The organism is Nostoc sp. NOS(2021) (assembly GCF_017115025.1).
Taxonomy (GTDB): domain Bacteria; phylum Cyanobacteriota; class Cyanobacteriia; order Cyanobacteriales; family Nostocaceae; genus Nostoc.
This window is the reverse complement of record NZ_JABXKM010000339.1, coordinates 1-13,295: the sequence shown is the minus strand read 5'-3', so window position 1 is coordinate 13,295 and position 13,295 is coordinate 1. Positions and strand designations below refer to the sequence as shown.

Below are 13,295 nucleotides of genomic sequence, written 5' to 3'. Positions count from 1 at the left end.
AACCCTCCCCAATAGATTGGGGAGGGAACTAAATTTCCTGTTTCCCACCTTTCTAAGGGGGGTAATTCGACTTGTGTGTACACCGTAGCCCCACAAGCGAGGAGCTTGCTCTGATGTACCTCATGTGATTAGGAAACGCTATAAAGCCGCATAGTTAGTTTTATAAATAGGAAGTATTTCTTTAGCTTGTATAGAGACAGAAGTACTCTCTGGAATTGCTTCTAATAAATTGATTGCCTGCTCCCATTTATCTTTTGCTTGCTGCCGAATTAGTAGTAAATGAGGTGAATTTTGTACCAATAAATTAGCTTCTATTGCTAGCTTTTGGGCTGATTCTAAGTTTGCTACAGCTTTCTTTTCAATTAAAACTCTTTGATTGATTGCGTTATAGTTAATTTGATAGTAAACTAATTTCTTCTTTGCCTGGTCAGAAACTGATGTTTCATTAGGAATACTATCTAACAAGTTTATTGCCTGATGCCATTTGTTTTGTGCTTGTTGCCAGACATTTAGAGGATGCGGTGGCTTTTGAACCAGATAAGCAGCCTCCATACCGAGTTTTTGAGCAGATTTAAACTTGGCGATCGCACTTCCTTCTTGAGTTAAACTTAGACTTATCTGCTGCAATAGTGGACTTTGCTCTTTAATTTTCCAACCACCAAAACCTAAGATTAATAAACTTGAGGCTACTATCAAAGCTGAACGGACTATTTTTGGTGTCGAAAACTTTGGTACTATTTCTACTTGCTGGCTAATAATTGGTTTTTTACTACTTTCCTGTTCAATCTTTTTCAGGGCTTGTTCTGCCTGTTCCCTTAAAGTGTCAGCCTGAATAATTAAAGCCGCAATTTGTTCTTGGAAAAAATCACAATCATTAAGAATATCTGTCAATTCTTGAAATTTTCCATCACTCGATATAATTAATTCGTGGTCATCATCTAACCACTCTAAGGCGAAGCCAGATTTACCATAAAAAGCAGACACCCCTAATAAAATATTTAATAAGCTATGACTAGTTTTAATAGTATTAAAACTATAATTTAATTTCTGCTGTAATTGTAATAGTTCATTTTGATAATTGCTGATTTTTTGAATTTTACGTTCTAAAATATTAGAGTTACCAAAGTCTAAGTTAATCTTTAAGCTTTCAGCAATTACCTGAAAATTGGCGGTAAGGCTGAGATGATTAATATCAGAATTTAGTTGATTGACCAACTGATCATCACTGAGAATATCAGCAGCTATTGCCTGCAAAAAATAACCCCATTCAATCCAAGAATCAATTTTTGTTTGTAAATCAGTTAATGAAATTTTAGTTTCGGAGTTGCCAAATTTTTCGGCGATCGCTGGATCTACTAATCCCACATTAGGTATAAACAAACTAGCTACTGTACCGATTCGAGGAAGTGTAGCGATCGCCGAATTTTTGATGTGATCAAATTTCAATTCCTGAGCAATTAATTTTTTAAAATTTCGTAGTTGTTCCTGAGCATTATTGATCAGGATAATTTGTTCGGTGATTTGATTAGAATCACCAATAGTCAGTTTTAGACTCTGAATCAGTATTGGCAATTCACTCACAAGTACTTCTAGGTTAGCCATAAATACCCTTTGGGGATTTGTCGAAAGTTTATCCGAAACAATTAAAATGGCTTGAATAAGACTGTAACCACGCCTGTTGCATCTGAGCATCCTAGTTGAGTGGCAAATCTCAGGAGCCATAAAATGTATAGTTCCCGGAAATCCTGCTAAAGTAACAAGTTAAGTTTTAAAATCCCAGATAAAGACAAAATTACCCATTCACTAACCTATGAATGAAGTTGATTTAGCATTTACCCCAGCCCTAGAGTTGGCGCAATTAATCCGTCGCCGGGAAGTATCACCGCTAGAGTTGGTGGAAATATATTTAGAACGGATTGGGCAATTAAATCCCCAATTAGGAAGTTATTTTACGGTGACGGCAGAACTAGCGATCGCAGATGCCAAAGCCAAAACAGAATTATTGACAACTACCTCAGAATTACCGCCATTTTTTGGTGTGCCGATTTCCATTAAAGACCTCAACGCTGTAGCGGGTGTTACCTGTACCTATGGGAATCCGGCATTGCTAAATAATATCCCTAACTATGATGATGGTGTAGTAACGCAGATTAAGCAAGCTGGATTTACTATTCTCGGTAAAACAGCCACTTCCGAATTAGGTTCATTGCCATACAGCGAACCTACGGGTTTTCCCCCAGCTAGAAATCCGTGGAATTTAGAATACACCCCTGGCGGTTCCAGTGGTGGCGCAGCGGCCGCGGTAGCAGCCGGATTGTGTGCGATCGCTCAAGGTTCTGATGGCGGTGGTTCAATTCGGGGGCCTGCGGCTTGTTGTGGTTTGGTGGGACTTAAACCATCCAGGGGCAGGGTGAGTAAAGCACCCGTAGGCGAACGTCTGGCTGGAATTGCCGCCAACGGCCCGATCGCCCGGACTGTCGCTGATGCTGCCGCCTTTTTGGATACTATCTCTGGTTATGTCACAGGCGATCCTTACTGGTTGCCAGATCCCGAACCATCATTTCTCGCCGCCACTCAGACAAAACTCGGTGCTTTGCGAATTGCCTTTGACACTAACATTTCTCCTATGGGAGAAGCTGACGCTAACTGTCAGCAAGGTGTCCGCCAAACAGTGCAGTTATTAGAACAACTCGGCCACCAAGTTGAACAGAAATCTCCAGATTTTAGCGGTTTAATTGAACCATTTCAAATCGTCTGGCAAGCTGGGGTGGCTGCGTCGGGACTTCCTGTTGAAGCTTTGCAACCGGTGAATCGCTGGCTATTTGCACGCACTGGTTCTGTTGCCGACTACCTGAAAGCAGTTTCTCAAATGCAGATAGTGGCACGGCAGATTGTGGCGTTTTTTGATACCGTGGATGTGCTGGTATTGCCAGTTTATTTACATTCACCGATTATGGTTGGGGAATGGGCTTCGCTGAGTCCAGAAGAGACATTTCAAAATATTATTCAATGGGTTGCCCCTTGTCCACCGGCGAATGCAACTGGACAACCTGCGATCGCAATTCCTGTAGGCTTTGATAGTAAGGGTTTACCGATGAGTGTGCAGCTAATTGGTAAACCTGCGGCTGAAGCCACCCTGATCAGCCTAGCAGCACAATTAGAAGCAGCTAACCCTTGGATTGATCATCGTCCAGCCTTTGCAATATAATGCCAAAATTCTCAAAATGAAAACTACATATTCACTCTAGTTATTTTTCGGAACTTTATTAAGGAACTTCATCGTGAGTAAAAGTTAAGCAGATAGAAACATTCCCGCAATAAACTGGAGTAAGATCCTATTACAGCCAGTGAACAGAGATTAATTCTATGCCTACTGCACTTTTAAAAAATGGTGAGACTGTCCAAGTCGCCCTAGAAGACTTAGAGCAGTTCATTCAAGAGAATGAAGAAAACATAGTAGTTCAGCACGTCAAGCGCCGGGGAAAGCTGAGAAGGAAGTTGGCTGAGGTTGAGAACGTTACAGTTCAGCAATAGATAATGACTGTGACGTTCTCATCAGTAAACAGCCATTCCTCTTCTTCTAGCATTTCTTGGCTTTTACCGTAAAAAACACCACACCCTTTAAAGCATTTGTACTCTGTTTTCGGGTCATCGCTTGGACGTGGGCTATATTCAACTTCTTTCCCCAACTCTACATATACCCATATCCCCGACCTTCCTTGAACTTGACCGTCAAACCCAGCCATCAGAGGCAGACTCCTCGAAGTCCTCACGTGTAACTTTTACTCGTAACATTTTTTGCTTTACCCCTTAATCTTGTTATTCACTGGTGTTATTCCCACACTTTGTAATTTTGGGTTTTAGTTCTAACATTAGTTTTCCTTGTGAGATTTACTAGTATGGGTAACACTCAAGGTCACTATCTGAGCAGCACCAGCTATTAAGCTTTTTAGGTCATCGTTCAAAAAGCGAAAGCCTTGAAAGCAAGGTTCCAAGCCTGCCTGCAAAAAACTTCCAAAACCGCAGGGAAGGTCAACAATAAACAGTTCCAATTAGCTTTACCTACGCTACGGCGAACAAGTTTTGACTTGTAAACTCTGTTTGCTAATACATTGCCTAAAAATGTAGACAAATTTCACTAATAAAGGACACTATAAGCTCAACTTATCACCAATTAGCTAAAGCCTTATTGTTTTGTAGCCAGCACCAGCAGCGATTGAGAAGCCAAGATTAACCAGCGATCGCAATTCCTGTAGGCTTTGATAGTAAGGGTTTACCTATGAGTGTGCAGCTAATTGGTAAACCTGCGGCTGAAGCTACACTCATTAGCCTAGCAGCACAATTAGAAGCGGCTAACCCTTGGATTGATCATCGTCCAGCCTTGGCAATATAGGGCTAATTATGTAGGCATCCCTAGAACAACTTTCACAAATTATTGTCTTAGGTGGGTTAAATTAAATATAAAATCGCTGTAGCTGTAGGGTCTGTTACGGCTTCCGTAACGCACCATTTTGGGTTTTCAGTGCGTTACGCTAACTTGTATTTTTATCTCAAAAGCTTCTTATAGAGCATCTTTGCTATCCGATTCCCAGCATGAAATACATAAAGTAATTTGATTGTCTCCTAGACGTTTCATATCTTGTGGTGAAAATGACATATTACACTGTTCATCATATTCGTAATACATCCAGATGGATATATCATCTTTGTGAACCCCAAGCATATAAAGCTGCTGATATTTGTCTTCTAGAAGATTTAAAAATCTATCTACAAAATTTACTGGAGAGTTCAAAGCTTCTTCAATAAGTATTTGCTCCCAATAACAATTATTAGAGTTAGTATCAACACCCAAAATATCGCTGACTATTTTTATCGTAAATTAAAGGGTTTAAGAAACTGCAATCTACATGTAGCACCCATTTCAGTCGGGGTTTAAATCCCCGTCTGAAATGTCTTTAATTTTGAATTTTGAATTTTGAATTTTGAATTGTTAATTTGTCTTTTCCACAATCAATTCTCAAAATATACGTATACCTCACGGTGTGGCTCTTACTTACGAAGAATGTATACGATTAATTAAAAGTTTCAACCTAGTAATTACCTATGGTCGGGATGGGACGATTATGATACTTGATGCTGAGAAATTAGATGCGTAGTTTACCGCCGCAGGCATCGCGGATGGTAAAATCCCACCTGAACATATTAGCTAATATGGTCTATAGAAATCCGCGTGGATTTTTGCAAAAGACTACCAGAGAATACAGATAATGTCTCAAGTTTGCGCGGTTCGAGTAAAATCTTTTCAAGTGACTGGACGTACCACACGAATTAGTTTTCCTTGCAACGATTCTTCTGCTGTCACAGCCTCATTTATTCGGGCTGCAAACTGCTGCCAATTACGATTGTTAGTGCAAACAATAATACCGAAATGATTGGAATTTCGACGATGTAAGCGAATAAAATCATCCCTGTTGATGGTTAAAATCGAGCGTTCCTGGCTAGTTGCAAATGCCAGCACTTCGTCATCAGGTATGCCTCGTTCTGCATTTCCTGCTTCTTGAACTGTTAAAACATCATGCTCCAAAGTGCGTAATAATTCCACAACTGGAAGCGGAAACTGCTCATCCGCGTAAAAGCGTGCCATTAACTAGGCTACCTCATTTAGTTCAATGGCTAGTTCGATTTCATCTGCATGAGCTTCTGCATATCCCCAAGCATTAGCTAAATCTGTAGCTGTAATGGTTGGATAGCTCGTCAAAAGGTCAGCATCACTATATCCAAGACGACGAGCTTCCACAAGTACCCAGATGGGAATACGAGTTTTAGCGATGCGAGCATCTCCACCACAGACTCTAGGGGTTTTCTCAATTCCTTGCCAATTGCTACCGAGACTTTGAGCAAGTAAATGAATAGCCTGCACTTTTTCACCAGGACTGAGGGCAAGAAGTTGCTGTTCTAACTCTTTGAGTGTCACGAATGTAAATCCTTTAATGTTTTGTCAGGCTACATTTACAATTTTATTTGTTCGCGTCCATTGACAACTAGAACTAGACACAGAGGAGCGAGGCTTTCCACTCGTGGTCAAGGATAGCGTAGAGAAAGTTGTCGTAAGTTAGTGGAATAATTAAGTTGCCCGATCAATTTTTTGCACTTCTTCATCAGATAGTTTCACATTGATAGCTTGTACTGAGTCTTCAATGCTGGAAACCTTGCTAGCGCCAGGAATTGGCAAAATAGCGGGGGACTTGGAACGCAACCACGCCAAGACAATATTATACACCGACACGCCTTTTTCTTTAGCTAACTGAGCGATCGCAGGGATATCTTGCAAGTCCTGATGGCGACGCCTACCACCAAAGGGACTCCAAGGCAAAAAGGTTAATCCTTGCTGTTCACAATACTTCAACACGCCGTCATTTTCTGGCTGTCGTTGCCAAGGGCTGTATTGATTCTGCACTGAGATAATATCCACGATATCCCGCGATCGCTTAATTTGTTCAACGGAAAAGTTAGAAACTCCCACAAACCGAATCAAACCAGCCTCCACTGCTTCTTTAACTGGCGCAAGGGATTCTTCAATAGTGTAATTAGTATCGGGAGAATGGTATTGCCAAACATCGATGGGTTTAGCACCACCCAACGCTTCAAAACTGACTCGAATTGTTTGGCGTAAATGTTCTGGGTTGCCGTTGCTTGTCCAGCTGCCATTGGGACGCATCAACCCGCCCTTAGTTGCCACAATTACTTGGCTAACATCGCCTTTGTAACTACTAAGTGCCTTGTGAATTAGCCGCTCGTTGTGGTGCTTATCTGACTCATCTTTGCAGTAAGAATCCGCAGTGTCAATAAATGTAATACCCAACTCCAACGCACGATGAATAACTTGGATTGATTGCGATTCGGGAGGGCGATTAGAAATTGACATGGGCATACCACCCAAACCGATCGCACTCACAAATATATCAGTTTTTCCTAGCTGTTTGGTTTCCATACTTCTAGCTATAGCTTTCTGCCCCAATTATCCATCAGTTAGCCAAAGATTTTTTTGCGATTCATCATAAATCCTCCCTAGTACTTAGACTTGGTGATCAGTAAATGAGCGACGAGGGGAATACTCTACTCAGAGGTTAAAGATTCTATACACAAGTACCGATGAAAATTGTCGAGGAAACCCGTACCAGATTGCAGCTAAAGCATCGACCACTAAGCTATTGGTTTAGCGGGTGGTGCATTTTTACTATCTGTTTAAGTTTTTTGATTTACTGCTTAGTTTTTGATTCTGCTTCAGTTAAAATAACTTGCGATCGCATCTCACCAAACCAAATTAACTGTGAGTTGAAGCGGTTTAATTTGCTGGGAAGTATGGAGAAACTCAAAATGTTTGATCTCCAGGAAGCATACATTCTTACAAAGACTGGTAGCAAAGGGAGTAAAACCTATCAAGTTATGATTGTAACTCCATTTGGAGACTTTGGACTGCTGTCACATGTTAGCTATCAAGAGAATCAGGAAATTGCCTTTAGAATCAACGATTTTATCAACTCTGGGCAAACTTCCCTATTAGTGCAGCAGAATCAGCGAAATTATCTATTTTTCTTAATTTTATTTATATTGATTATTATGGCGATCGCTGCTTATTTTGCCACATCACCTGTAACTATCTGCACCTTCTATAAAAGTCTCGATAAAGTATTTATCGAACGTAAAAGCTTGCGTGGCAACCAAGTTATTGAACATCCACTAGAAAATATTCTGCGTTTTGATATCCAAGAAAAGCAATATAAATACTCCAAGCTTTATCGGGCTGTAATTGTGCTAAGATCCTTCCAGGAAATTCCAATTAACCCACAATACACTGATGAAAAGAGCATCAGATATGCAGTTTTTAAAATACACTCATTCTTAAAATTTTAACCAAAATCACCCGCAGTTTTATAAGTTCAGCTTATAATTTATCTCTAGAAATCGGCTTTTGTACATTCCTAAATAAACGGTATCACAGACTACCATTTTTTAGCGATACCTTCTCTGCGAGACGCTACGCGTAGCAAGATCCCGAAGGGTACGGTGAGCAACTCTTAGAGACGCTCCGCGAACGCTAACGCAGAATTTTTCGGACTACTGACTTTATCGGCTTGTCTAATTAAGCTATGTTTGTTGACACTCCCCGCCATAAATGGATGGGGATTCTTGGTTCAACGAGACCACTTAAACTAGTTTCCTTGCGTTACCTAGCCCAGAGGTGGGACTCTCCACGCCAGGTGCAACAAGAGTGGCTCGCCGCCCAACGCACTGGCTTCCAAGCGTTAACTTTCCAAGTGCCCCTCGGTAGTTGCATTGCTGCAAGTCCTGTTTAGTTTGAAACAAATAGTCTCAAAATTCTGAGTTGTCTAGCTCCTATGAATCTTTTACCTACTGCTAGGAGGAAACTAGAACAATACAGTAGAACCGCCTAGATTCAATTGTCTTCGCGTAGCGTCTCCCCTTGGGAGAAGCTTGGGCGCTTTGTCTTTCGACGGCTAGGTTTTTTAAGTGGTTGATTACCTTTCCACTATAATTAGTGTAGCACATTGGTACACAAAATGCTTGAAAAACAGTTGCACGTTAGAGTTTCCCAAGAAGAGATGAAAGCCCTTGAGAGATATGCAAAAAAATCAAAGCGAACCAAAACAGATATCATAAGGGAGTTTCTTCGATCACTAATAGAACAAAAGCTGTCGTAGAACGACGGGGCTTTAAACCCATTAATTCCGGTAAATAAAATAAGTAGCCTACATGATCGGCTGTTATTCTACACTTGACATAAAGCATTGATGAGTGCAAAACGTCTGCCAGAAACCATTGCCCATGTCAGAATTACCCGCCAATCCTGGCAACAGGGCTTCCTTGAAGGCGAAGTGAATGCGGGTGAGTTTGAGTGGCATTTCCAGTGGCATTTTCGCCGGGGAGAACTTGCCGTCAAGCCTTCCCAAGGCCGCGCCTTAATCAAAGAACCCCTCGGTCGATTTTTGGAGCAACAAGATTACCAGCTAGAGCCTGGAGGAGACTATGCTTTTACTATTCGGGCGGAACTTTAAAAGTTAAAAGTTAGGAGTTAGGAGTTAGGAGTTGTGAAGATATTAATTCCTAACTCTTCACTCTTGACTCCTCACTGCTGATTCCGTGAGGCGATTTAAGTATCTTTCGATTAAGAGGATGGCAACAATGTCATCTATCGGCCTTGGTGGCTGTCGCAGACCCTTCGGCAATAGCTTTATTAGCCCTTTGGGCGGGTACATTTGCCAATAGCGATCGCGGGCTTCTAAGCTTGTGTAGCGCTCATCCACTAAAATAATACTCAGTGGTTCTGTCAATTCCTGATATAATTGCTGTCTCCACTGCTTGGCTGTAGTTTGGTCGCCCATGACCATCAAGGAAATGGGAAACTTTTGACGCAGTGTCTCAATGGTAGCGATCGCCTCTTTTGCTAGCACGACCTGATGATAATGCAGTTGCCGATCCAGTCCCATCACCGCTAAACCACACTTATCTCGACCTGGATCAAACCCCAAGATGACTGGTTGCGTTGGAGAAAATTCACGGAAAGTCATCATAAATTCAAAATTCAAAATTCAAAATTCAAAATTAAGAAATACAATTACAGTAAGCATTTTAGCTGCTGTTCAAATATGTTTAAATCTTAGTGTACAAATAACTTTTTAAGTACTAAAAATAATTTGTCCGTTGACTATTGCCACTAATTTTACTCTTAATGGCCCGGCTGTATAAGTGTCCTCTGCTGCGATCGCTTTGATCTCCAATGGTTGATTATACTGTCTTAATTGGGTGACAAAGCGCAGAAAAGTCCCGTCTACTTGCACATTTTCGACAATTCCGGCGTTACGGGCACGAAATTGGGAAGCAGAAATCAGTAGTTCCAGCCGTTGCTGTAACTGATAGGATGTCATGGTTTTGGAATCGGTAGTAGTTGTAGCCAGCACTGCGCCTCCCGAAAAAACCAATTGATTCCGGGCTGTATCGGCGAAAAATTCTATCTGCTTTTCTCCCCTGACGTAATTACCAGCCGAGAAAATTCGCACCACGTATTCTTGACCATCGCCAATCTGCTTGCTCAACTGCTCAACCCGATCCTGGGTCACGCGCAGTAGCTCTACATTTGCAAGATTTCCACCAGGCTCACTTAATTCGAGGTTGGCGTTGCGATTGGCTTCTTGTAAGAGTTGTACCACTGCCTCGCGAGCAGCACCAGGTTGGGTAACACGAATTACACCAGCAGACAGAACTTGACCGCGAACTAAGGCTAGCTTCCCCAGACGTAGGTCGCGGTAAGACTGATAATATTTTTCCAGCCTTGCAACTTCCAGTTCTAGTTGCTCCTGTTGTGCTTCCAATTCTTTGAGGCGCGATTCCCGTGTGGCAATCACTTGCTCTCGCGCTGCAACTTCTAGATTACGCTTTTGAATTAGTTGATCTAGTTGGGCAATTTTTTGATCGCGCGCTTCTATGGCTTCTTGGCGGTTAGCAAGTTCGCGATCGCGTTTTTCAATAGCTGTTTTGGCTTCGTCAATCGCTTTTTTGGCTTCAGCATACAGTCGTTGACGTTCTGTTTTCAATAGTTCAACTGCTGCCTGTAGCGCCTTTCTCTGATTGTAAACGCTTTGGAGTTCAGCTATCGCTTTTTGGTACTGAGTTACAACTTGATCTAGCTGGCCTTGAGTGCGTTGGAGTTGAGTTTGAGTTTGGGCTTTTTGACTAATGGTGCGGTTCAACTGAGCTTGTGTTTGGAGTTGTTTGGCATTCGCCGCCTGTAAGAATTGATTGATTACCTGCAAGTCTTGTTGTGCTTTTGCTTGGGCAATTCTTGCTTGATTTAGCTCACTCTCTACCTGACTTTTCTGAGTTTCTGCGGTTTTTAGCTGTTCCCGCTTCTGTCTTAGGTCTGTTTGAATATCCTCTAACTCAAAGACTCCTTTTCGCAAGCCTTCGTCGGCAGCGAATAAAATCCCTAAGGTTGATGCTGAAATCAAACCACCCGTAAAAATCGTTACCAGTACAGCAGTGTTTTTCGGACGGAGATTAAAAAGTGAGAGGCGGGCTTTGCCAACTCGTGTGCCGATGCGATCGCCCACGGTGGCAATTACGCCTCCCAGAATTAAAATTGCTGCGATGAGGATGTATCCGGTGGTCATCTTTAGCTACCGAAATCCTTCCAGATACAGCCTACTACTTTTAAGCATTGTCTGTGGAGAAGTGGAAATTGACAATAGCTGAAATTACTCAATTTTAGATTTACCTCTAGCTATTAGTGTCATCTTTCAAAACACAACACGGGCCGACTCCCCTTTCTCCAATTGTTTTTATGTGAACTGCCTACTTAAAGTAACAGGTTTATGCACAGTAATCTTCTTTTTGTGGATAGAAATCATCTTTTTTTCACGCAAATCTCCCAGTAGCCTAGTAACGGTAACACGAGTTGAACCAATTGCCTCTGCGATCGCTTGATGAGATAACTTCAAATCAATAGTGATCCCATCTGCACAAGGAACGCCAAAATCCCGACAAAGAATTAATAAAAAACTCACCAACCTAGAACCCATATCTCGGTGAGCGAGAGTTTCAATCATCATCTCCGTTTGTAAAATGCGCGAAGACAGACCTCGCAGCATTAACATTGATAATTCTGGATTTTCCTTGAGTGCTAGCTCTACCTGTTCAATTGGCGCTGACAGTAATTCCACAGGAGTAAATGCAACCGCATGGTAAAACCGATCCGACTTATTTCCTGTCAGCAATGACAATACACCAAAAACACTATTTTCCCGCAGCAGCGCTACCGTTATTTCCTCTCCTGCCTCGTACACCCTGGAAAGTTTAACAGCACCTTTCAAAAGAAAATAAACTCGTTCGGCAGGATCGCCAGGAAAAAAGATCGTTTTATTGCGTTCAAACGTTTCCACAACTGGCGGAAACGCCCCGGTCGCCATCTGACGAAAAACATTTGCTAGGGCTTTATCTTGTGTCACGATCATCTCCCTTCCCCTACCCAATGCCGGAAAAACAAAAACTGATTACCTAAGAATACACCCGAAAAATGAATAAAGCACCGTCAACCTTTCTGTACTTTCCTATACTCAAACTAATCTCTTCATAACTCTTTGTTTATAATGATACATAATTGTTGATCCTTTCAGCTACTAATTGTTGATAAGTAGTTCCAATAGCTGTATTCAAAAGGTTTTTTGAAGAACAAATAAAGATATCTTGAGAATATCTTTATAAAAAATCAAGATTTTTGTGACAGCAAACACCCTTATCAATATTCATTTTTGCAAATCCTGTATAAAACAAAGATAAACTAGCCTCAGATTCTAGTATGCTCCTAATGATCGATCGCATTAATAATTTCTATGCTGAATCTGACTGGAAAAAATGCCCTTGTTACAGGTATTGCCAATAACCGCTCGATCGCCTGGGGCATCGCCCAACAGCTGCACAAAGCCGGAGCAAACCTGGGTATTACCTACCTGCCGGACGAACGCGGCAAAATGGAGAAAAAAGTTGCGGAGTTGGTAGAACCCCTCAACCCCAGCTTATTTCTTCCCTGTAATGTCCAAAATGATGAACAAATTCAATCTACCTTTGAGACAATCCGCGAACAGTGGGGAAAGCTAGATATCCTCATCCATTGTCTGGCCTTTGCCAGCAAAGACGATTTAACTGGAGATTTTAGCCAAACCTCTCGTTCTGGCTTTAACACTGCCTTAGAAATCAGTACCTATTCACTAGTGCAGTTAAGTGGTGCAGCCAAACCTTTGATGACAGAAGGAGGTAGTATCGTCACCCTGACATATTTAGGCGGTGTCAGGGCAATCCCTAACTATAACGTTATGGGAGTTGCTAAAGCGGGGTTAGAGATGAGTGTCCGTTACTTGGCTGCTGAACTAGGGCCGCAAAATATCCGCATCAATGCCATCTCCGCAGGCCCCATCCGCACCTTGGCATCTTCAGCAGTGGGTGGGATTTTAGATATGATTCATCATGTAGAAGAAGTAGCTCCCTTACGACGCACCGTCACTCAGCTAGAAGTGGGCAACGCTGCGGCTTTCTTGTGTAGTGATTTGTCCAGTGGTATTACCGGACAAATTCTGTATGTAGATGCAGGATATGAAATTATGGGAATGTAAGATAATTTGGGCATGGGGCATTGGGGATTGGGCATTGGGCATTGAGTATTAGTAAAATTCTTGCCCATTTCCTCCCCAGACCCCATGCCCCATGCCCCATGCCCCATTCCC

General features: G+C 42.0%; 16 protein-coding genes and 1 pseudogene. 8 read left to right on the top strand and 9 right to left on the bottom strand.

The genetic code is table 11. The features are described 5' to 3' along the window. Positions 1 to 138: 138 nt before the first annotated feature. The gene (locus HWQ41_RS33110) at positions 139 to 1,602 is read right to left on the bottom strand and encodes a hypothetical protein (protein ID WP_292772319.1); all 1,464 of its coding nucleotides are present in this window, start codon (positions 1,600 to 1,602) and stop codon (positions 139 to 141) included. A 208-nt stretch (positions 1,603 to 1,810) separates the two neighbouring features. Here HWQ41_RS33110 and HWQ41_RS33105 point away from each other — a divergent pair, with 208 nt between their 5' ends. Both HWQ41_RS33105 and HWQ41_RS33100 read left to right on the top strand, forming a co-directional pair. Next, positions 1,811 to 3,208, top strand: a complete 1,398-nt coding sequence (locus HWQ41_RS33105) for an amidase (protein WP_292772317.1) — start codon at positions 1,811 to 1,813, stop codon at positions 3,206 to 3,208. A 158-nt stretch (positions 3,209 to 3,366) separates the two neighbouring features. Beyond that, entirely contained in the window at positions 3,367 to 3,534 is a 168-nt protein-coding gene (locus HWQ41_RS33100) for a hypothetical protein (protein WP_292772314.1), read from the top strand. On the opposite strand, the gene HWQ41_RS33095 is transcribed toward HWQ41_RS33100, so the two are convergent. Continuing rightward, positions 3,525 to 3,746 carry a hypothetical protein gene (locus HWQ41_RS33095; protein ID WP_292772312.1) on the bottom strand — a complete coding sequence of 74 codons (222 nt, stop codon included), beginning with the start codon at positions 3,744 to 3,746 and terminating at the stop codon, positions 3,525 to 3,527. The two genes, HWQ41_RS33100 and HWQ41_RS33095, sit on opposite strands and share 10 nt — an antisense overlap. Positions 3,747 to 4,234: 488 nt before the next feature. On the opposite strand from HWQ41_RS33095, the pseudogene HWQ41_RS33090 reads away from it, so the two are divergent. After that, a pseudogene (locus tag HWQ41_RS33090) lies at positions 4,235 to 4,393 on the top strand (amidase); the annotation flags it as partial. A 168-nt stretch (positions 4,394 to 4,561) separates the two neighbouring features. Here HWQ41_RS33090 and HWQ41_RS33085 read toward each other — a convergent pair. From HWQ41_RS33085 to HWQ41_RS33070, 4 genes are all read right to left on the bottom strand, one after another. Continuing rightward, positions 4,562 to 4,852, bottom strand: coding sequence for a hypothetical protein (locus HWQ41_RS33085; RefSeq protein WP_292772310.1), 291 nt, complete (start codon positions 4,850 to 4,852; stop codon positions 4,562 to 4,564). Positions 4,853 to 5,302: 450 nt separating this feature from the next. Beyond that, positions 5,303 to 5,644, bottom strand: coding sequence for a DUF5615 family PIN-like protein (locus HWQ41_RS33080; protein ID WP_292772307.1), 342 nt, complete (start codon positions 5,642 to 5,644; stop codon positions 5,303 to 5,305). A 3-nt stretch (positions 5,645 to 5,647) separates the two neighbouring features. After that, positions 5,648 to 5,974: a DUF433 domain-containing protein gene (locus tag HWQ41_RS33075; RefSeq protein WP_292772305.1), complete on the bottom strand. Its 327-nt coding sequence runs from the start codon at positions 5,972 to 5,974 to the stop codon at positions 5,648 to 5,650. Between the two features lie 150 nt (positions 5,975 to 6,124). After that, positions 6,125 to 6,991, bottom strand: a complete 867-nt coding sequence (locus HWQ41_RS33070) for an aldo/keto reductase (protein ID WP_292772302.1) — start codon at positions 6,989 to 6,991, stop codon at positions 6,125 to 6,127. Positions 6,992 to 7,152: 161 nt separating this feature from the next. On the opposite strand from HWQ41_RS33070, the gene HWQ41_RS33065 reads away from it, so the two are divergent. From HWQ41_RS33065 to HWQ41_RS33050, 4 genes are all read left to right on the top strand, one after another. After that, positions 7,153 to 7,914, top strand: coding sequence for a hypothetical protein (locus HWQ41_RS33065; RefSeq protein WP_292772300.1), 762 nt, complete (start codon positions 7,153 to 7,155; stop codon positions 7,912 to 7,914). Between the two features lie 236 nt (positions 7,915 to 8,150). After that, positions 8,151 to 8,357, top strand: coding sequence for a hypothetical protein (locus tag HWQ41_RS33060; protein ID WP_292772298.1), 207 nt, complete (start codon positions 8,151 to 8,153; stop codon positions 8,355 to 8,357). A gap of 225 nt (positions 8,358 to 8,582) precedes the next feature. Continuing rightward, the gene (locus HWQ41_RS33055; protein WP_292772296.1) at positions 8,583 to 8,723 is read left to right on the top strand and encodes a ribbon-helix-helix protein, CopG family; all 141 of its coding nucleotides are present in this window, start codon (positions 8,583 to 8,585) and stop codon (positions 8,721 to 8,723) included. Between the two features lie 90 nt (positions 8,724 to 8,813). Next, positions 8,814 to 9,077 (top strand): DUF3146 family protein, encoded by a 264-nt coding sequence (locus tag HWQ41_RS33050; protein ID WP_292772293.1) that lies wholly within the window; start codon positions 8,814 to 8,816, stop codon positions 9,075 to 9,077. A gap of 57 nt (positions 9,078 to 9,134) precedes the next feature. On the opposite strand, the gene ruvX is transcribed toward HWQ41_RS33050, so the two are convergent. From ruvX to ntcA, 3 genes are all read right to left on the bottom strand, one after another. Next, positions 9,135 to 9,590, bottom strand: a complete 456-nt coding sequence (gene ruvX / locus HWQ41_RS33045; RefSeq protein WP_292772321.1) for a Holliday junction resolvase RuvX — start codon at positions 9,588 to 9,590, stop codon at positions 9,135 to 9,137. 108 nt (positions 9,591 to 9,698) lie between these two features. Beyond that, positions 9,699 to 11,189: a DUF3084 domain-containing protein gene (locus HWQ41_RS33040; RefSeq protein WP_292772290.1), complete on the bottom strand. Its 1,491-nt coding sequence runs from the start codon at positions 11,187 to 11,189 to the stop codon at positions 9,699 to 9,701. 168 nt (positions 11,190 to 11,357) lie between these two features. After that, entirely contained in the window at positions 11,358 to 12,029 is a 672-nt protein-coding gene (gene ntcA, locus HWQ41_RS33035) for a global nitrogen regulator NtcA (protein WP_094347373.1), read from the bottom strand. A gap of 378 nt (positions 12,030 to 12,407) precedes the next feature. On the opposite strand from ntcA, the gene fabI reads away from it, so the two are divergent. After that, entirely contained in the window at positions 12,408 to 13,184 is a 777-nt protein-coding gene (fabI, locus tag HWQ41_RS33030; RefSeq protein WP_292772287.1) for an enoyl-ACP reductase FabI, read from the top strand. Positions 13,185 to 13,295 lie beyond the last annotated feature (111 nt).